Annotated in this window: 14 protein-coding genes and 1 pseudogene; 3 read left to right on the top strand and 12 right to left on the bottom strand. The window is 40.8% G+C overall.

The window, feature by feature from the left end; genetic code table 11:
* Positions 1 to 54: 54 nt before the first annotated feature.
* The 5 genes and pseudogenes from HMPREF0659_RS07855 to HMPREF0659_RS07835 form a co-directional block, all read right to left on the bottom strand.
* Positions 55 to 886: pseudogene (locus HMPREF0659_RS07855) on the bottom strand (IS5 family transposase).
* Positions 887 to 1199: 313 nt separating this feature from the next.
* A complete protein-coding gene (locus tag HMPREF0659_RS07850; RefSeq protein WP_013265522.1) occupies positions 1200 to 1814 on the bottom strand; it encodes a tetratricopeptide repeat protein in 615 nt (204 codons plus the stop codon).
* Positions 1815 to 1818: 4 nt separating this feature from the next.
* The gene (gene def, locus HMPREF0659_RS07845) at positions 1819 to 2379 is read right to left on the bottom strand and encodes a peptide deformylase (RefSeq protein WP_013265431.1); all 561 of its coding nucleotides are present in this window, start codon (positions 2377 to 2379) and stop codon (positions 1819 to 1821) included.
* A 153-nt stretch (positions 2380 to 2532) separates the two neighbouring features.
* On the bottom strand, positions 2533 to 2952 hold the full coding sequence (gene ruvX / locus HMPREF0659_RS07840; RefSeq protein WP_013265447.1) for a Holliday junction resolvase RuvX: 420 nt from the start codon (positions 2950 to 2952) through the stop codon (positions 2533 to 2535).
* Positions 2953 to 3447: an SPOR domain-containing protein gene (locus tag HMPREF0659_RS07835; RefSeq protein ID WP_013265192.1), complete on the bottom strand. Its 495-nt coding sequence runs from the start codon at positions 3445 to 3447 to the stop codon at positions 2953 to 2955.
* A gap of 232 nt (positions 3448 to 3679) precedes the next feature.
* Here HMPREF0659_RS07835 and HMPREF0659_RS07830 point away from each other — a divergent pair, with 232 nt between their 5' ends.
* Genes HMPREF0659_RS07830 through HMPREF0659_RS07820 form a run of 3 tightly spaced genes read left to right on the top strand, consistent with a single transcriptional unit; the run spans position 3680 to position 4569 of the window.
* A complete protein-coding gene (locus HMPREF0659_RS07830; RefSeq protein ID WP_004360299.1) occupies positions 3680 to 3895 on the top strand; it encodes a YtxH domain-containing protein in 216 nt (71 codons plus the stop codon).
* 10 nt (positions 3896 to 3905) lie between these two features.
* Positions 3906 to 4259, top strand: a complete 354-nt coding sequence (locus HMPREF0659_RS07825; protein WP_013265805.1) for a phage holin family protein — start codon at positions 3906 to 3908, stop codon at positions 4257 to 4259.
* Between the two features lie 4 nt (positions 4260 to 4263).
* Entirely contained in the window at positions 4264 to 4569 is a 306-nt protein-coding gene (locus HMPREF0659_RS07820; RefSeq protein ID WP_013265289.1) for a hypothetical protein, read from the top strand.
* Positions 4570 to 5180: 611 nt separating this feature from the next.
* Here the strand turns inward: HMPREF0659_RS07820 and HMPREF0659_RS07815 are convergent.
* The 7 genes from HMPREF0659_RS07815 to HMPREF0659_RS07785 form a co-directional block, all read right to left on the bottom strand.
* Entirely contained in the window at positions 5181 to 7787 is a 2607-nt protein-coding gene (locus tag HMPREF0659_RS07815; protein ID WP_013265749.1) for a zinc-dependent metalloprotease, read from the bottom strand.
* A gap of 26 nt (positions 7788 to 7813) precedes the next feature.
* On the bottom strand, positions 7814 to 10357 hold the full coding sequence (locus HMPREF0659_RS07810; RefSeq protein ID WP_044046169.1) for a zinc-dependent metalloprotease: 2544 nt from the start codon (positions 10355 to 10357) through the stop codon (positions 7814 to 7816).
* A gap of 52 nt (positions 10358 to 10409) precedes the next feature.
* Entirely contained in the window at positions 10410 to 11846 is a 1437-nt protein-coding gene (locus tag HMPREF0659_RS07805) for a PKD-like domain-containing protein (RefSeq protein WP_013265285.1), read from the bottom strand.
* A gap of 147 nt (positions 11847 to 11993) precedes the next feature.
* Positions 11994 to 12710 (bottom strand): DUF4843 domain-containing protein, encoded by a 717-nt coding sequence (locus tag HMPREF0659_RS07800; RefSeq protein WP_226893194.1) that lies wholly within the window; start codon positions 12708 to 12710, stop codon positions 11994 to 11996.
* A 21-nt stretch (positions 12711 to 12731) separates the two neighbouring features.
* Positions 12732 to 14186 carry a RagB/SusD family nutrient uptake outer membrane protein gene (locus HMPREF0659_RS07795; RefSeq protein ID WP_013265907.1) on the bottom strand — a complete coding sequence of 485 codons (1455 nt, stop codon included), beginning with the start codon at positions 14184 to 14186 and terminating at the stop codon, positions 12732 to 12734.
* 68 nt (positions 14187 to 14254) lie between these two features.
* The gene (locus tag HMPREF0659_RS07790) at positions 14255 to 17521 is read right to left on the bottom strand and encodes a SusC/RagA family TonB-linked outer membrane protein (RefSeq protein ID WP_013265892.1); all 3267 of its coding nucleotides are present in this window, start codon (positions 17519 to 17521) and stop codon (positions 14255 to 14257) included.
* Positions 17522 to 18654: 1133 nt separating this feature from the next.
* Positions 18655 to 19863 carry an MFS transporter gene (locus HMPREF0659_RS07785; RefSeq protein WP_013265638.1) on the bottom strand — a complete coding sequence of 403 codons (1209 nt, stop codon included), beginning with the start codon at positions 19861 to 19863 and terminating at the stop codon, positions 18655 to 18657.
* Positions 19864 to 20034 lie beyond the last annotated feature (171 nt).

The raw sequence follows: 20034 nt of genomic DNA, 5'->3' as shown, positions 1-20034 counted from the left end.
TTGGGAAAATCTTTGGTGAATATGGGGTAGAGAAATATATTGCTCATATTGAACTTATCTTGACTTTTGTTTCTTTTTCACTTTCTTCATCAGAATAACAATAAATGCTATATAATTCCATGCTTGCCAACTTGTCAAAGTAACATCAAATCTGTTCAACAGACTTCTGTATGAATCTAACCACGCATTTGTTCTTTCTATGCTGTACCTTTCTTTATACAGTATATCGTCAAACAAATAGCAATCTTCCCCACCCCCTGCTCTATAATTAAATGCTACATTTGCAAACACACCCATTCTTAGACACATGTGCCTAAACTCTTTTGCATCGAATCCCGCATCAGCATTGAGAAATAATCCATCAATAGAAATATCAGACTTTGTGAGTTGTGAGAACACTTCTTTAACCACTTCTGAAATATTGTACAAATCATTGTGAGAATCTGCAATTAGAGTGGACATGGCGAGTGGTATTCCATGGCGGTCAGTTACATAAATGGCATTTGTAGTCTTTCGCTTCTTGCGTCCCTGATAGCTCTGACACTCTCCACCACGTAATGCTGTAGTATGGCTGCCATCCAAATCTATACTTGACATATCCAAGAAAGATTTATAACGGCTTAGAAGTGTTGTCCACACTTTTTGCCATTCTCCTTTCTTACACCATTTGCGAAAATGTCCGTACACAGTTTTGTAATGCAGAACCTTTGCTGTGAAGAACGATGAAACTGGAAGCATATGCCATTGGCAACCAGTCTTAAGCTTATAAAGAATGCATTGAATTACCTCTGACAGGCTGCTTTGGCAAATACATCCACGTTTTTGCAACTGATAAATGAGGTAGAATTTCATTTTTTATTGTATCTTTGTCCAGTACGTTGTACATGAGAGGAATTTGAGGCTTGGTTTGCTAATACAAAGATAAGAATTCCTCTCGATTTTAACAAAATAAAAAGTCAAGACGACTTCATAGTTTGAAAGTTGTCAAGTTATTAATTTGCATTTTGACACACCCTCTTTTTTATTAGCAAATCTATATGTGACCAATTTGATAAATAAGTAGACAAGGTAAGCATTTAGTAATACTGAAATAAGGAACACTGACCTTAGCTATGAATAAACTAAAGAGCGGTACCGTTATCATGGTTACAACTGTAGAAAAATAAAAGGGAAAAGGGGAAAAACTCAAAGTTCAAAGTTCAAAGCTTCAACGGACGCTTGTCATCACTCTCTACTTTTAAGCTGGGGAGCTTGTAAAATTGCGAAGCATTAGGTTTCATGGGCTGTTGCTTTGGCTTCCTACCCGCTACGATGTCGGAACGTAGTTGGGAGGCTGCATCGAAGGTCTTCCATCGCTTAAGGATATAATCAAGTTGCTGAAGGGCAGCCTTGCTGTCGCCCACTTGATAGAGACAATAAGCACGATTAAACCAATAGTCGCGATTGTCGGGGGTTATATCAAGGGCATGAGAAAAGGCTACGATAGCACTGTCGTAACGCTCCACATGGATATTAGACATACCATAAAGTTCGTAGATATCAGCAATATAGGGCTGTAAAGTCAAAGCACGGCGACAATCATCACCAGCACCCTTATAGTCTTCAAGGTGATACTTTGACAATGCCATCAAATACCAAGCCTCGTATAGATTTGGTTTGAGGGCAACGATACGGGAGAAAATCTGCATGGAAGTAACGTAGTATCCCTGATCAAGCGTCCGCCTCCCCTCCTCCATCATCTTCTTGACGTTGTATTGGGCTGCTGACGGTAATGCCAATAGGCAAAGCAAGGATACTACGATACCACGCAACATAGGCTTACTTACGTGGAGCCTTCACACGATAGTGGCAGCGAACTTTTCCCTGCAGAAGGGCTTTGAGCTTGCTGGTAATCATCTGCTTGCGGAATGCCGAGAGACGATCAGTGAAGACACGACCTTCGAGGTGATCAAACTCATGCTGGATAACTCGAGCAAGATAGCCATCAATCCACTCCTCATGCTCAACGAGGTTCTCGTCATACCACTTTACGTAGACGCGCTTTGCACGTGTCACACTCTCGTGAACACCTGGCAGAGAGAGACATCCCTCTTCCAAGGTCTCCGTCTCAGAGTCATCATACTCAAGGATGTGACCATTGATGAATGCGTGACGATAGTCTTTATACTCAGGGAAGGTGTCTGAGAGCACATCCAAGTCGACAACAACGACACGGATAGACTTACCAATCTGTGGCGCTGCCAAACCTACGCCATCGCTGGCGGTGTTGGTCTCAAACATATTTTGTATCAGCTCTTGGAGGTCGGGATAATCGAGGGGGATATCCTCGGCTACCTTTCGCAACACTGGCTGACCATATGTGTAAATGGGTAATACCATATTCTTATCTTTCTTTTAAACTTAATAGGTGTCCAACAAGTTTAATCATCAAATAGCGTAAAGCTCTATCAGCTTAACAATCAAACGGCTCAAGGCTTTACGAGTCTGATTTCCAAACGTTTCGAAGCTTAACAAACATAAGCACCAAACGGATTAAAGCCCCTTGGACCTCATATAATCTTGTAGGATGATTGTTGCCGAAATCTCGTCAACAAGCCCCTTATCTTCACGGCGAGTCTTCTTCTTAACCCCACCCGCAATCATTGCTTGATGAGCGATAACCGATGTAAAGCGCTCGTCATAATAATCAATAGGCAACTCTGGGTGTGCCTTGCGCCAACGATTGACAAATTGCTCCACACGAGCGAGGTTCTCACTTGGCTGACCATTGGGCTGTATGGGTTTGCCAATGACAAGTTGGCTGACCGCCTCCTTTGCGATATACTGGTTCAAAAACTCAAAAAGTTCAGACGTAGGAACAGTCGCCAACCCATTGGCGATGATGCACAATGGGTCGGTGACTGCTAATCCTGTACGTTTTTTACCGTAATCTATCGCTAAAATTCTACTCATTTATCGAGAGAGCAACCAAGCATCAGCGTAAGTAGCACGGAGCTGATTGCGGCTCTGAACAGCTGAAGCCTTGCTGTCGTAAGTAGAAGCAACAACGCGATACATGTTGTTACCAGCATTGTAAGCAACCTGAGCATCATAGCCAGCATTCTTCAAACGCTGCTGCAAGCCCTCAGCATTAGACTTAACGCCGAATGAACCAACAACTACGCTGTAAGCCTTCAAACCAGCACCATTTACAACAGAAACAGTCTCGCGGCGTACTGGCTCATTGTCGTAATTATCAACAACAGGAGCCTGAGTAACTGGCTGAGTCTCTACTGGAGCTACAACAGCATCCTGCTGAGTTGCGTTGTCATCATTATTCGTAGTAGTATTCTGCTCCTGAGACTTAGCCTTCTCGTAAGCCTTCTTATATGCACTCTCGCTTGACTTACAGCCAGTGAAAGCCATTGCCACACACATAGCTGCGCCCAAAACCATAAATTTCTTCATAATCCCTTAGTTTTTATTGATTATACTATTAATTTACTATCTAATTATCGTGCGAAGTTACAAAATAAGAAGCAGAAGTAAGAAAGCAGCGTCAATAAAGTTTGTTAAATAAACTATTTGTAAGATTTTTAACACAAAAATACTTCCTATCTATTGCTAATATGCGAAACTTTGACTATATTTGCCATTGATAAAGAAAGAACTATTCATTAACAATAAAAAATAAGAGATTATGAAGACATTAGGTTATGTTTGCGCATTCCTCTGTGGTAGCATCACAGGCGCAGCTCTCGGACTTCTTTTGGCTCCAGAGAAGGGTACAGACACACGTTCAAAGATTTCTGACGCAGTAGACGATTTCTGCAAGAAGCATGACATCAAGCTCAGTCGCAAGGAAGCTGAGGATTTCGTTGAGGATATCAAGGATGCAGCTTCAGACGCTATCTAAATTATAAAGGATGTTCTCAAACGATAAGAACGTAGAAACAATAGCACAACTCGTAGAGGTGCTAAAGCATTATATCGGGCTTCAGTCAGAGTACATGAAGCTCGATGTAATTGAAAAGGTCGTGCGATTACTGACTGTGATTACAATCATGGTTGTCTTCTGCACTATCTTATTAATTTCCCTAATTTATCTCTCCTTTGCTGCAGCCTTTGCATTGCAGACATTGGTGGGTTCACTTATTTGGGCTTTCCTCATTGTGGGTGGTGGCTATTTGCTATTACTCTTTTTCTTCATCTTACTACGTCGCAGTCTTATTGAACGCCCATTGGTAAGATTCTTGGGAAGTCTCTTAATGTCAAAATAAGCTTATGACTGAACAGACCACTCACTTTGGAACCAATTATAGGTCGCTGAACGACATACGTTTGCGCAAGGCGCAGCTGCGTACAGACTTGACCAAGGATAGCAACAAGATTGCGGGGTTGTGGAATGAGCTTATGCATAAGCCAAAAGACAAGAACACGCCTACTCAGCGCTTCTCTGGTGCATTCAATGTTGGTGCGGGCGTATTGGATGGACTTATCCTTACGTGGAAGCTCTATCGTATGTTTGGTGGTAAGCAATCATCAAGTCCTTTTAATAAGTTCAGCTTATTCAAAAAGAAAAAGAAATAAGCTATGCGGCAGCTAAATAAGCTGTGGAAACTTCCTACTGATAAGCATTATTTCTATCACTAATAAGCATTATCACAATTATTGAAAGGAGAGAAAGCACGTCTTTCACCCTCTAAAATTACTTGTTTTCTGCAACTTTTACGAGCGATAATAAAAGTCTCGTTCATACAAAAACAGAGACAATGAAGACGTCTTTGTCCTGTTTTTTCATATCTTCGTTTTCAATCTACGCTCTTTTGCACATGAAAAGATGCCTTATAGCACTTCTAAAGGGCGTTAATTGAAGTCTTACTAACGCCCTTTAAGAGCCTCAGAAAGCACCTTTACAAATATCGTTTTACAACCATCTGATTATCTTTTAGTTACAAAGACGGAAGAAAAGCCCCTTTTCTTAGCTTTTACTTACACAGACCTTGAATTTATGTAAACTTTTTTCCGAGTATAAACATTCTTATTCCCTACGTAAGATTTAACTGCAAACTATAAGTAGACTCTGTGTACTTTATAATATTAGAGCTTAGTTTATCACTTCATATTTCGAAAGAACAAAAAACTCCCTATAATTATGAGAATTATAGAGAGCTTTAAGTTTATCGAATTGAAGAATTCTATTATTTCAAATACTTCTTCAAACGCTTTTCAAGAAGCATATAATGTGCTTTCAAATCAGGAGAAGAAACACGTGGAATAGTTGTTTCCAATAAAGAAAGTAACTTCTGCGCATACTCTAATTGGAACTCTGAAGTGCGATTGACAGTTGTTCCCCACAAAGGTTCTGGCTCACCATAGCCATTACCGAAATTAAGAAAATGAGTATCATCATCTAAACTTCGTTGTCTGTCTGCCAAATAACAACATTCCGTATGCTCTTTTTCAGCCTCGTTCCTTCGTAGCATATTCGTAATAAAACTATTTACAGAAGTCGAAGGCATCTGAAGATTATGAACATTAGGTGCTTGCTTCATATCAGAGACACCCTCTTGCAATAAGTCGACATAGAGTCGTTGCATAGAGAGGTCAGCCACTGAAAGATTCTCTTTACCGGCAATCGTCTTGCCAAAGACATCTTGATAAACATCCTCCATATACTCGATTGGCGAATAAGAGGTAGAGTCAAGATAATAAGAAATAGCAAGTTTTGACGTTGCCATCATAGCAAGCGACTGCACATCACGAGCTAAAATCTTAAAAGGCTTGTTTGCTCCGAATGGTAGTTTCTTCTCAATCGTATCGTTACCCAACGTCGCAAACGTGCGTGCTTGCTTCAGAAGCCATTGCACAGACTCTTTTTGCTTAGCCTTAGGCACAACCTTATAGCGTGGTAAGCCCGACTTCTCGCTTGTTTGATAGAGGTAGATGCCAGGAACATTAACACTAACATTACGTACATAATGCATAGCTTGAGACAACACCTCATTATATAACTCAGCCTTACGATTATCACCATCCTCATCACCAATCCAATGATCAAGGTTCTTGAGAATCATTCGAAGATTGTCCATACCATAGGTAGACGACTTTACAGGGTCGTCACCGAGGTCTTCCTCAATAGCAGAAGGGTCATATTTCGTTCCCGTTTGCTGTAAGCCATAACGATAGAAAGGATCGCCCTCATGTTTATCAGCCAACAAACGCAGCTGTTTAGCATCATCCTCAAACCCCTTCGAACCAGGGAAAAGTTTGTAAGCCCACTCAATAGCATAGTAGTCATAGACACCAAGACGCGGTGGCGTAAGTTTAACGCCGTGGTCAGTAGGTTGTGCAACATAATTAAAACGTGCATAATCCATGATGGAAGCCGTTGTACCATACTTTTGCGTGAAGGCTGGTGAACGCAGCGAGTCGGTTGGAAGTGCTGCAGATGCTGCCATATTGTGCATAAATCCAAGCGTATGACCAATCTCGTGCGCAATAATATACTCGAGTGTCTCCTCTATAATACTGTCAGGCATCTGCGCTCCACGTGCACGAGGATCAATCTGTGCCGTCTGAACAAATCGCCAGTTGTTAATCGTGTTTACAACATCATTATAAACAAGAACGGTAGCATTGATTACTTCTCCTGTGCGAGGGTCAGTCCACGAAGGGCCCATAGCATTCTCAACGTCAGTAGGTAAGTATCTGATACAAGAATACTTGAAGTTATCAGGGTCGAAATTAGGGTCGTTCGCAGGGAAGTCTGCCACCTGCATGACATTCTTAAACCCAATACGTTCGAAAGCCTTATTCCACCATAGAACACCAGCTTTGATAGCTCGTTTCCAAAGTGGAGGAAATGTATTCTCTACATAATAGACGATTGGCTTTGTTGGTTCGCAGAGTTCGCCAGCAAAGTAGGCAGCCGTATCCTTCGGTACAAGTCGCCAACGCTTAACGAATGTTGCTTTATCAATTGACCCATCCTTCTTAAGAACATCCTTGTTCATAAGAAACATTCCCACACGTGTATCACTCAAACGAGGTGTCATCAAGTCGTTTGGCAACAAAGCTAACGTAAAGTTTACGCCAATCGTTACGGGATAGTTGGTGATAGGCGAACCCTTCTTACCAGAGAGACTAATAATGTAATGCCTATCCATACCGACACAGGCATTCTCATCGAAGACTTTTAGTTTCGTCACCCTTGTAAGATTATCTTTCAAAGATGAGTTTACTGTGTACGACCCTACATTCTTAGCAATCACTGGGAAGAAGCGATTCTCCTTTAGAATAAAGGACGAAGCATCGAACAGCACGGCTCCTGTGGAGTCGTTATGTGCCTTGATAGGGAATGAAAAGAAATCAAGATTATCATAATTCAGCCTTGCAGCAAGCGTAGCTGAAGGCTGATTCTTTGGTACAAACAAGTCGGTATTTACCACCTGCATCACCACAGAACTATCTTTCTCAATGAAGCGTACATGCACTAAGTTGGAATTCTTAAAGCCTAAGTCGCCCATCTTAGGATTTGACACTGACGAAATGGTTACGCCAATAATCATGTCGCGACCCAAAGACTGCTTCGGAAGCTCCATCAGTATACGTCCGTCAGTCTTATGAAATGAGACAAAGCTACCACGCACCGACTCCGTTAATTGCTCGGTGAGGGCACGCTCGTAAGCCGATTTCTTTTCTGTTTGTGTGCTCTGCGCCTTCTTCTTACGTTTTGAAAATGGGAAAGCCGCTCCCGATGTTGCGACCAGAGAGAAGAGAAGCAGAAGTAATAGTATGCGACGCATTAACTGATTAGCTATTAATGAATATTTCATTGACCATCCTCCAAAGCTTTGTTCACCTTAAAGAGCAACATAGAATAATGTGAGTGCGCATCAGGTGAGAGGTTTGCTTTGACACACTTCTCCAACATTGGCTTAAGCTTCAACAGTGAAGTGTAGAAGTAAATAGCCGAGCCGTCTAACAAAGCAGCATCAACTGTTGGTGCGAGTGAGGCTGTAGGGTTACCATAGGCAGTGCTACTCGTCTGACTGCCGTTAACCGATGTAGACTGAAGTGCTGCTGGACCATTGCCACCCTGCTTGTTAGCCTTGTCGATAACCGCACGTGAATACGTTAGATAAGCACGTTGTAACACTCGCTCCTCCTGAGATGGAGCCTTACACAATTGTGCACTTTGGAAGAGTGAAGAGAAAAGGTCGTCGAAATATTCTTTCTGACTATAACTCTGTGATGACAGATGTGATGCTACTGCCAAGCGTGTACGAACACCAAAGAGGTCATATCCAATAAACTCTAAGAGCTGGTCGTAATAGCTTATAGCCATGAATCCCTTACGCTCAAAGTTTGGGTTAGCATATTGCTTAAAATGCTTTGCCTGATTTAAGCACCATAACATCGCCTGACGCTGACGCGCTTTAGGTACCACCTCATAGCGAGGAACACCCGATGTTACTTTCATATCGTTTAAGAAGATACCACCAACATTGCTCAACACACGTTTGAAAAAAGCATATCTCTGCTGAGAGATTGCCAAATATAACTTCTCTTTGATGCGACTATCATCATCGTCTTTCACCCAGTTATAAAGGTTGTTTTCAACGATTTGCATATTACGCAATCCATATTCGCTTGCCTTAATCGCATCACTGCCCAATGCACCTTCTTGTACACGTGGGTCCCAAATCAATGAAGAAGTTCGGAAGAAACGATAACGAGGATTCTGTACACGCTTATCAACCATCTTCTCAAGTGCATCGGTTTCAGCACTTAAACTTGTCTTTGATGGGTTGAAATAACGATAAGCCCATTCGATAGCATGCTTGTCATACTGTCCAACATTCTCTGGCATATAAACAACACCCTTATCACTTGGCTGAGCAACATAATTAAAAGGTGTATTAGCCATTATTGATGCAGCAAGATTGTTGGCATGTGTGAATGTGCTATTACGAAGAGAGTCAACAGGATAGGAATACGAAGCTCCTATATTATCAAGCAAACCAAGGCTTCGCCCTACTTCGCATGCTACCATGTACTTCAATCCTTGATTGAACTTGTCTTGCGGAAGATGAGAAGTACGCATTGTGGCATCTGATGCTGCTGAACCTAAGAATAACCAACGGTAAATCTGATCACCGACATTGGCAGGAACAAACACAGAGGCATTGATGATTTCTCCTGTTTGTGGGTTCGCCAAAAAAGAAGATGTCACCTTTTCAGCTGTACTTGGCACGTATCGAATGCAAGAATAGGCAATATCGTCTGCATCGAAGTTATGGTCATTCTTTGGGAAGTCTAAGGCTTCAATAGCCTTTTGATAACCCGCTTGTTCAAAAGCCTTATTCCAAAGTTCTACTCCTTGCTTTATCGCATTCTTCCATTCAACAGGGAAGGCATCATCAATATAAAAGCATATTGGCTTAACAGGCTTTGATAACTTACCTTGCTCGTAAGCCTTTAGATTCTGTGGAACAAGGTTCCAACGTTGTGCTATGAATGTTTGCTTGCTTTTTGCTATGTTATTATCGAAGGTGAGTTTAGATACAGATGCAATACCAACACGCGAATCTGTTACGCGCTGGCGCATCTTGCTATCTGGCAATAATGCTAAACTATAGGTAACACCTACAGTCGTTGGAATCTCACTCGCAACTGGTAAAGACATGAGTGAGGCAGTGAGTAGATAGTTGAAATCAACGTTTATCGTTATATTACGATCAAAACTCTTAATCGTTCTAACATAAGACATTTCGCTCTTAGGCGAAGCAGACAATGCTAAATCACCCGACTTCTTTGGAATAATGGGTAACATACTGTTAGGACGTGCCAAGAGATCTGTTGCATCTATCACGATAGCCGAACTATCATTGTTGTAAGCAGCAATCTTAAAGCCCATCAAGACTGGGTCACGATAGCTAATCTTCAAAGCTTCTTGCATCTCAGCGCTTGCACTACCGTCTGAATAAACCACACTGTTAGGTGTCTTCATCACCAAGCTGCTGTCTTGAACTTCGAAAAAGAAATGCAAAGGAGTGAAGCTCTTTGTACCAATGGTCAGATAGGTTGGGTCTGTTGTTGAGGAGATACCACCACCCAACAACATCTCTTTATGCAAGTATTTAACAGGGACCTCCAAGTAGAGTTTCCCATCACTCTTATGTACAGTGATAAACTTACTACTTGCCGTTTCCTTCTTCTTGTCCTTAAATAGTTTATCGTATTTTGTTTCCTTCTTAGCTTTTTTCTCTTCGTCGCCTTTTTTATCATCGGCAAAAGCCCTAACATTAACGCACAATAGTAATAAGCCTATTCCTATTGTGCGCAGTGTTACCATTATATTGTTTGTTTTCATGTCGGAATTATGGTTTGAAAGTGGCATGTAATCTCCTTACATGCCACGTTCATTATTGTCTGTATGTAATGCTCTTGATACGTCCAGTAATATTCTTTTTCGCCCAAAGCAATTTGTTTTCGTTCATATCAAAACAGTAAATGCTTCCCACAAGCTGACCTGAAGCCGCGTTTGTAGCTACATAAAGCTTATTGCTTCCTTCTAAGATGAGCATATCAGCGATAGTCTCACTGGCATCTCCAAAGGTTGTTAATGCGCTTTGTGGGAAATTACCACCAGACAATACGTTGTAAGCATACAGCTTATTACCAGCAGAATAGTAAACTAAGTTCTTCTCTGCAGATACGCGTACAACTGATTGTGTGGTCAAACCCGCAGTAGCTGGTACAACAGCCTCATCTTTTACAACTGCTGCCTCAACCTTAGTAGCTGTAGAAGGATAGAAGCCTGGGAAGATATAATAGCACTTAAACTTTGATGAAGTAGCATTCCATGTGAGTAAAACGATGTTACGCTCGTTGTCAACAGGTCCCATACCAACCAGTGTTTCACCCGTAAACTTACCTTTCAATAACTCAACAGGCACCTTACCTGTAGCCTGTACCTTTTGTGCGACCAATCGTCCTTCAGCATTATCAAACATTACGTAGCCTTGTACATAACGTAGGTCTTGCTGCTTCCAAGCTGTAGCAGCATCAGCTAAAGATATGTCAGAACCTAAAGCATCCTTTATTGACTTACCTAAGTTGAAGGGTGTTGTCTCTGAGAGTGTCAATCGGTTTGGTACATGATTTACCATTGTCAGCATTGACTTAGGATATGTCAAGGCACTCTTTCTAAGATATGTAACATCGCCTGTACTATTAGTAGTGAAGCGCATATTCATCAGATTACCGTCGAACTCATAGATAGTACTTGGACTTCCCACGGCAACAAACAAGAGTGGAGTCTTGTTATCACGTGCTAACGCATAATCAATTCCCTTAGGTTCTCCTGTGAAATCAATGCTTGGGTTATTCTTTTGCAGAACATCTAAGTCAAAAGTCTTTGTACTTCCTTCCTCGGGCAGATAAGAAACAATTGTCTTTCCGCTATTACTTGCTAATATGTAAAGACCATCAACATAAGAGTATTGTACATTTAGTCCAAACTCATAATATTGAATATTATCTCCATTGCTCACCTTTAATCGACATGGAAAAGAGCCGAAGTCCTTACAAACATATTTAAGAGAAGCATCGGTCGATACAACCTTACCATTTACTTCCCACTCATAGTCAACCTTCTTTTGCTCATTTGTCTGTACGACATTAGGCGAAATCTTCAATGTATCCCATCTATTGAGGGTATATTTCTCCTGTAAGTCCTGTGCCAATGACAACTTAGACGAATTGCCAGAAGGACCATAAGACTCATCTTTTATACATGACTGAAATGACAATGCCACTAATGGGAGTGCCAAGAGAAGATATAAATATTTCTTTATCATCTTATTTCTTATTTATCTGTTTACCAATATTCATTCTATCATAAGGTATAATCATCGTTTTATCGTAAACCAAAGTTCCTTATTGAAACGATACTCAGTGTACACTCGATTATACCTTAAGACAAGTAACAACACTTATCCTACTTTTTACAACTCATCTGGATGCGCTGCAAAGTAAGCAACTACCTCTTGTACATGCTGATACAGATAGCCTTGTGCCGTTACATCAGAGCCTTCTATGATATCTCTGATAGTAGACTCATTACTGTCATAATAAGCAAGTAACTTACGATACTTGTTTTTGGTAAAGGCTCCTAAACCCCAATAACTCTCCATCACTTCCCAGAAATCAGGCTTAGAGAGTACGTTGTTAAAGGTTATTTTTACCGTATTGTTCTTGGTAAGTCTTGTTCCCAACTTATCCTTCCCTACTAAATTCAATACCAATCGTATTGAATCATCCTTATCTTCTGACAAGTTAGCACGTATCAACGTTACAGGAACATAGGTACGATAAGCATTAGGAGCGAAACGCAAGGTGTCAGCATTAAGTGTGTAATGCTTCCCAGCGACAGCTGTTGTACCCTTACCAACTTCTACACTGAAAGACTGCGCCTCAGTAGAAAGATTACCTACGAGCTGCACGGGGAGATAAACCACGTGTGTAAGTGTATCAACAGGCTTTACTCCGAATGAGTAATTCACAACGGTATCACCTGGTTGTGCATAATAGAAGCTAACTTGATTTGTTGGTTCAAACATGCCGTCAGAACTATGTTCACCATCAAAGTCGACGTTGCTGCATGCTGCAAATATGGTTACACCAGCGCAAACAAGTAGTATATTTCTTATTGTTTTTTTCATTTTCATAAAGTGTTTAATAACTTACTGTCCTCCGAACTCTTTCTCCGTTTCTGGCCAAGGCAAGACGAAGATGGAATTAGATGGCTGACGTGTGGTAATACCTCTAAAGTCAGTAAATGCTTTGTTATAGTGCTTTAACGCATAGAACGTTTGTCCTTCTCCAGGCATCTCACGCATACGCTCACGCAACATCTCCTTATTGAAAGCCTCGCGTGTTGCTACCTTTGCGCTATCAACATCCTCTAATCCACGACTTTTTCTTACTTCATTGAGTAATCTAACAGCCTCTGTCTTATTACTATCGTATGTACATTCACTTAAGATATAATACATCTCTGGCAAACGGATTAGTGTCAAGCCCTGTAAAGGATTGCTATTCACCTGTGCATCACTTTCTAAGAATCTTACAAAAGAATAGGTCTTCAAACCATCTGGTGTAGTATTCTGTCTGTAATAGCCTGTGTAACGCAAGTCTGTACTTGTAGCCGAGAAAGCTGATGTTTCATACAGATTCTCCAGATCTCTACGTCCTTCAGTGAATGTACCACGTGCTGTCTGTGATAAGAAAAGTGTAGAGATAGTGCTTGAAAGCGTATTGTTATACAAGCCGAAGATCAATTCTCCTGCTGCAGGGAAACGCTTTACATCACTCAATGAGCTATACTTCTTCAATGAGAAGTTATTGGTTGCATCGATTACCTGCTTAGCATACTTAGCCGCATTCGCCTCGTCACCCATAGCATAGTAAACTCTTGCCTTTGTAGCAGCCACAGCATACTTATTAAAGAACACAGCACGTCCTTTCAAATAGTCACTGGAAGCTGTGGTCTCAACGTTTACTACATTATCGTTCTTCAAAAGTTCTTCAGCTTTATCCAAATCCGACAATATTGCCTCGTACGTTTTATGCAAAGTCAATAACTTCTTATTATTGAGGTCGAAAGACGTTGAGTATGGTATACCACGTGTTGACGCATTGCTTTGACCATAGTCTTCAGCAAAAAGACGAACGAGGTCGAAGTGCATAAAGGCACGTAAGCCATAGCACTCACCACGCATCAAAGGTAGCTCCGCATGCTCAAACTTAGCATTCTCTGTTTGATCAATTATATTATTGACGTATGCTATTGCTTGATATTGCTTTGTCCAAATAGCATCAACGATTGAGCGTACATCACTACGCATATAATCGTATTGTCCTACGAAGTAGCTTGTCTCTGATGAGTTATCGTAACCAAAGATTTGTCCTAACTGGTCTACGAAACCAAAGCCTAAGTTGCCACCATATAAGTCTGATGTTGCCATACTACCATAAGCACCATACATTGCATTACGGAAACCACGGATAGATGAGAACTGCTCTTCCTCATCAACTTGTCCTGCTGGTTGAACATTTATAAAGTCGTTACACGATACCACAGATAGCATCATGACAGCACCTACCAATAGTTTTGTATAATATGATATTCTCTTCATATTCGTTTTTTCTTATTGTTACCTAAATAGTCTTTCACCATTATATTAATGTGTCAGCCATCATCGGTTTAAAATCCAAGTCTTACTGAGAACTCTACACTTCGCTCATAAGGATAACTTAATCCGCGCTCACGTTTTACAGATGAGAGATAGAAGAGGTCATTAGCCAACATCTCCAAGTGTAAACGCTTCAAGCCATATCGCTTAATGAATGTCAATGGCACTTCGTATGCTAACGAGAGACTGCTCAGCGTGATATAATTATTTGTCTCAACAAATCGTGATGTCTGCATAGGTACGCTTGAATCGCTAATTCGCTTGTACTTTGCTTGCTGACCAACTTCCTTCCATCTGCTGCTAAATACGCGTTCGTCAGCATTATAGCGTGGGTCAGCACCCTCCACCTTACTTGCTAACGTCTGGTTATAGACAGCTCCACCGAAAGAATAACGCATAGACATACCCATTGAGAACTGCTTATAGGTAAGGTAAGAACCTATTGAACCCATACCGAATGGTGTGGTATCGCCATATACGACCTTGTCATTAGGATCGTAAACGAACGTAAGGCTGCCGTCACGCTTAATAAATACCTCATTACCCGTAATAGGGTCGATACCAGCTGAAGAAACTACCTTCAATGCTGTCAACGACTGACCTTCCTCATAGATAGGCAACGGTGTCACACCACCCTTTGCCTGGTTCTTCTCGTTTTGTTCGCGAAGAGCATTACTAATCTTCTTAATCTTATTCTTGTTGTAGGCATAGTTAAGGCTCAACGACCACTCCCAATCCTTATTCTTAATAGGAATAACACGTGTCTGGAACTCGAATCCATGATTCTCTACCTCTCCGACATTCTCACGTGACGTGGTAATACCCAATGACGGAGCCTTAGTAATGTCAAGCAACAAGTTGTCTGTATTCTTTACATAAACATCTGCCGAGAAGTCCCAGCGTCCCTTGAACATTGTGAGGTCAAGACCGAGGTTGGCACTGAGTGTTCTCTCCCACTTAAGGTTCTTGTTTCCAATACCCATTGGTACAGCACCAATACCTTTTATATAGTTAAGACCTGCCAAACTGGTATACATTGTCAACGCCTGATAGGGTTCAAACGAGATGTTTCCAAGATAACCCAAACTTGCACGAAGCTTTAACAACTGGAAAGGTGAACCTTTAAGGAACTTCTCATTATGAATATTCCATCCTGTTCCCACACTCCAGAAAGGTGCAAAACGGGAGTTCTTACCAAACTTAGACGAACCTTCATAACGATAAATTACATCTAAGAAGTAACGGTTATCCCATATTGTGTTAAGGTTTACGAAGAAACCTGCACCATTATACTTATTGTCTACACCACCTGGTTTACCTGTTGGATAGTTTCCTGCCAACAATGGGTGGGCTACATTGTCTGAATAATAACCTACAGAACCATACCTACTACCATCGACAGAGTTTGACTCAATCGTTGCACCTGCCATCGTGGTAAGGAACAGCTTACTAAATATATAGTTATTGTATGACACCATCAACTTACCCTGATAAGTAGTTGTACTGGTGAAAGTCTCTGTCAGGCTTCCTCTGCGTGACACATCGGCTACGTTCTTAATCTGATCTGCCGAGAATGGTGACACAAAGTTACGTCCTTCATATTTCGTCTTTTGTATTGAGAAGTCTCCATCAATTCTGAACTTCTCACCCAACCATAACTGAAGTGTTGTTGTGTTTAATACGTCAAGCGTATTTCCTCTGTTGAAACTACCTAACGATGCCTCATACAAAGGGTTAGAGAGGTCATAATTCAACTTTGGTTTCAATGCGCCATACTCATCATATGGATATTCATATGGGTTCTGCTTCACCCACTCAGAGAAGTCACCATATGGCGACTGAGTTGATTTTACAGATGAGATAGTAGCCGTATTACTGATAAAGAACTTACCAGAAAGGTTATATGAGAGCTTGAAGTTTGTTGACAAACGCTCACGACTCGAACCCTTCATTACACCTTCCTCATCTCCATAACGCACACCTAAGTTATATCGTGCGTGCTCATCACCTCCGTCGATACTTACACTATGCTGTGAAGAAAGCGCATTACGCAATGGCTTCTTAATCCAATCGGTTGTTACACCGTCTTGAATCTGGTTGTAATAGTATGCATACTTGTTTTGCAGCGCATATTGGTCCGCTAAGTTGGTCGCTGTGTAAAGACCTGCCAAGCGCTCGTACTCAAGCTTTTGTGATGCTGAAAGCAATTTGTAATCGCTCAAATCTGGAGTTGACAAACGTAATGTTCCGTTATAATTAAATCTCAACTTACCACCCTTGAGTGCCTTCGTTGTGATGACGATAACACCTGCAGAAGCCTTCGCACCATAGAGTGCTGATGCCGATGCATCTTTGAGTACAGTGATTGACTCGATATCGTTCATATCCATATCATTGACATAGTCTACCTTTACCTGCGAACCGTCAACAACGAATACTGGCAAGTTAGCTTGACCTGAGAAGGTAGCGCGTCCACGAATATTGATATCAGCAATCTTATTTGGGTCAGATCCGCCAAGGTTATCTTCTAACACGCTAAGACCTGGCACAAAGTTAGCCAAACTCGTAAGTACATTTTTTGTACCAACAGACAATAATTCGTCTTTCTTTATAGATACTTGCGAACCTGTAAAACTGTTTCTATTCTTTGTTGCAAAACCTGTTACGACAACTTCACCCAACTCACCAACGTCTTCCTGCATCGTGAAGTTACCAGCCGTACCATTCTTTACCTTTTTTTCTAAAGGCTTATATCCTATATAATTAAAGGTGAGCGTAACCTCTGGCAAGTCGGTATTAATCTCATACTGACCATCTAAATTCGTAATATAACCGCCATTAAAGCCTTTCATTCGAATAGTTACACCAGGCAGAGGCAAACCGTCTTTATCGGTTACCTGTCCATATACTCCCTTCCGTTTCTCTTGTGTTGGTTTACGAACAAGTTTCACGCTGTTGCCATCAATACTATAGCTAAAACCAGTCTTATTAAAGACTTGTCCTAACACGGCACGAACAGGCTGCGCTTGTGCGTCAATGTTAACTTTCTCCGCTTGAGATAGTAGTTCGGGAGTCACATCAAATTGTAATCCTGTTTGCTTTGACACTTCATCTAAGAAGGTCTTCATGTCTGTTTGCTTCATAGACAGCGTCACCACCATCTTATCGACATCTTGTGTTTGTGCCGATACGGTTGACCCTATACTAAGCATTAACATCAGAGCCAGTACTGCCCAAATTCGTAATACGAGATTACTTTTTTGCATTTCTTTTCTCATTTCCCCTCTGGTACTTTAATGTTTAGAACTATTTTTATAAATTAAAAAAGTAGAATACAAATTATACTGATATTCTTTTTATTAAAGCCGCTTTTTAAACAGCGAATCTACAAAAGTACACAAAAAACAAAAACCTTGCAAATATTTTTTAAGTTTATATATTAAAAACATATCATTTCATAACATCTATCACAAATATTTGATTGAAACCTAAAATATTATTTCTTTGCCTATTCTTTACATTGTCTTTCTGCCATTTATGCCTTCACTTAGCCACAACCGACAAATGTATGTAAATATTTTTTGTACACCTTGAATTTTATATATGGTCTTTAGCCTTCGAAAAGGGGCTTAATAGGCTTCTAAAAGGTGCCCTTTTGAAGTCTTACTAACGCCCTTTTGAGCCCTTAGTAAGCACCTTTTAAAACACAAGTTGATAACATACTGTATATCTGATAGTTACAGACGTCTTTAGAAATGCTATTTTATACGCATGAAAAGGAGATTTAGTTCGAAGTTATGTAAATATATTTCACAATAATAAAAAAGTGGGTAGATTAAAATACCTAATACGAAATCAAAATTAACCCATGCGGTCATTAGAGCCTAAACATATTTTAGGGTCTTCAGGATATTGGGGTGATAAGGTTTGCCACTTGCGTTTAGAGTTTGAAGAAATGTCACACGGAGGCACGGAGAGAACGGAGGATTAATAAAACAAAACAATGGAAGGCACGGAGGCATCGTCGGTGCATAGAGTTACGGAGGTTTATTAGCAAGTCTTATTAGAGATTTTATGCTCAAAACATTTATCCCAAAAGTTATTAGATATCTGTACGCTTCGTCTCTGTTGCTCTTTGTGCATCGTCACCTCCATGACATTGCATTTACCTCCGTCCACTCCGTGACTCTGTGTGCCATATTATTTGAGCGTCTTAGTTTATCAGTCTATCTTACGGGAGGAGCCAACATCATACGTTTAAAAGATAGTATACAAAAACGGGATTACCTTCGTAAAGGCAACCCCGTAAAACTATTGTAACTTAGGATTATTTAATGTAATAAAAATACTGCTTCCAACCTAAAGAAAGGTTATTATACAGAGACTTATAACGTCTTTAGATATGAATCTATTAACGTAACTTATAGCCCTTGAACGCATAGAACAAGATATAACCAAAGCATACAAAGCAAAGACCATAGGCATATCGAGCATCTGAAACATCCTTTAAAAGACCAAACAGTACTGTAATTGCTGCTCCACCGATAAGTCCCATCGTCAAGAGTGATGAACCCTTCTTGGTAAACTTACCCAAATCCATCAATGCCAAAGGCCAAAACGCTGGCCACATCAGTGAACATCCTAAAGCCATGACACCGACACTATATATACTGTAAACTCCAGGAAGAAGAACAACAAGAGTCGTTCCCAACAAGGCTACGAATGAACAAATCTGCAAAGCACGTGTCTGAGAAAGATACTTAGGAATCAGAATGATTCCTGCAATATATCCAATACTAATACTAATCGGAGTTATCCAAGAATAGTTTTCTGGATGAGCAAGTCCTAACTCATTCGCATAGTCAATGAGCGTTCCCAACACGATAGTCTCTGCACCAACATAAAAGAAGATGGCAATAGCACCCAGAACCAAGTGTGGGAACTGGAAAACAGACTTCTTACTGTTTGCATAAGCAGATACTTCTTGGTCAACCTCATCAGTCTCACTGCTATCCTCACCTGCTGCCTTCACCTCTGGCAATGGTGACAAAAGAGCCACTACACCTAAAGCAACGAACAGACAAATAATCACAGCAAAAGGTTTACCTAAATCATCTATAGCAACACTACCTGAAGCACCTGCGAAAAGAGCAATAAAGAGGGGTGACACTGGCCAAGCTAACTTGTTGATCATACCCATAATAGAGATACGCTTTGCAGCACTCTCCGTTGGTCCCAATATTGTCACATAAGGATTTATAGCTGCCTGTAAGAAGGTGTTAGCCGTTCCACAGAAAAAGGAAGCTGCAAGAAACAAAGGAAAACTCTTTGCATCTGCCGAGAAGATAAACACTCCAAAACCTACAGCAAACATTCCGAACGCAATAGCCATCGTACGCTTATATCCTATCTTGCTAATTAACATTCCCGCAGGATAGCCAAAGATAAGGAAAGGCAAGAATGTTGCACCAATGAGCATATATGCTTCCATTGAAGAAACACTTAACGACACCTTCAATACTGGAACCAACAATGAATTTATACCCAAGGCAAATCCACAAGTGAAAAACATAAGCCCTAAGAATGCCATAGGGACAAGGAAACTCTTTTGTTCTTTCATAAGTCTACTATGCAACACTATTGATGAATACTTCACTTAAATAATATGGGACAACATGACATCTTCTTTTGTTGATTAGAGTAATGTTATGTCCACGAACAAATCCCTAAAACCTATCATCAACAACTGACATACTCCATCATATAAAACTGTTGGAAGACCCAACAAATT

Source organism: Prevotella melaninogenica ATCC 25845 (genome assembly GCF_000144405.1).
GTDB lineage: Bacteria > Bacteroidota > Bacteroidia > Bacteroidales > Bacteroidaceae > Prevotella > Prevotella melaninogenica.
Note: the sequence above shows the minus strand (reverse complement) of the source record. Positions and strands in the feature narration are given on the sequence as shown.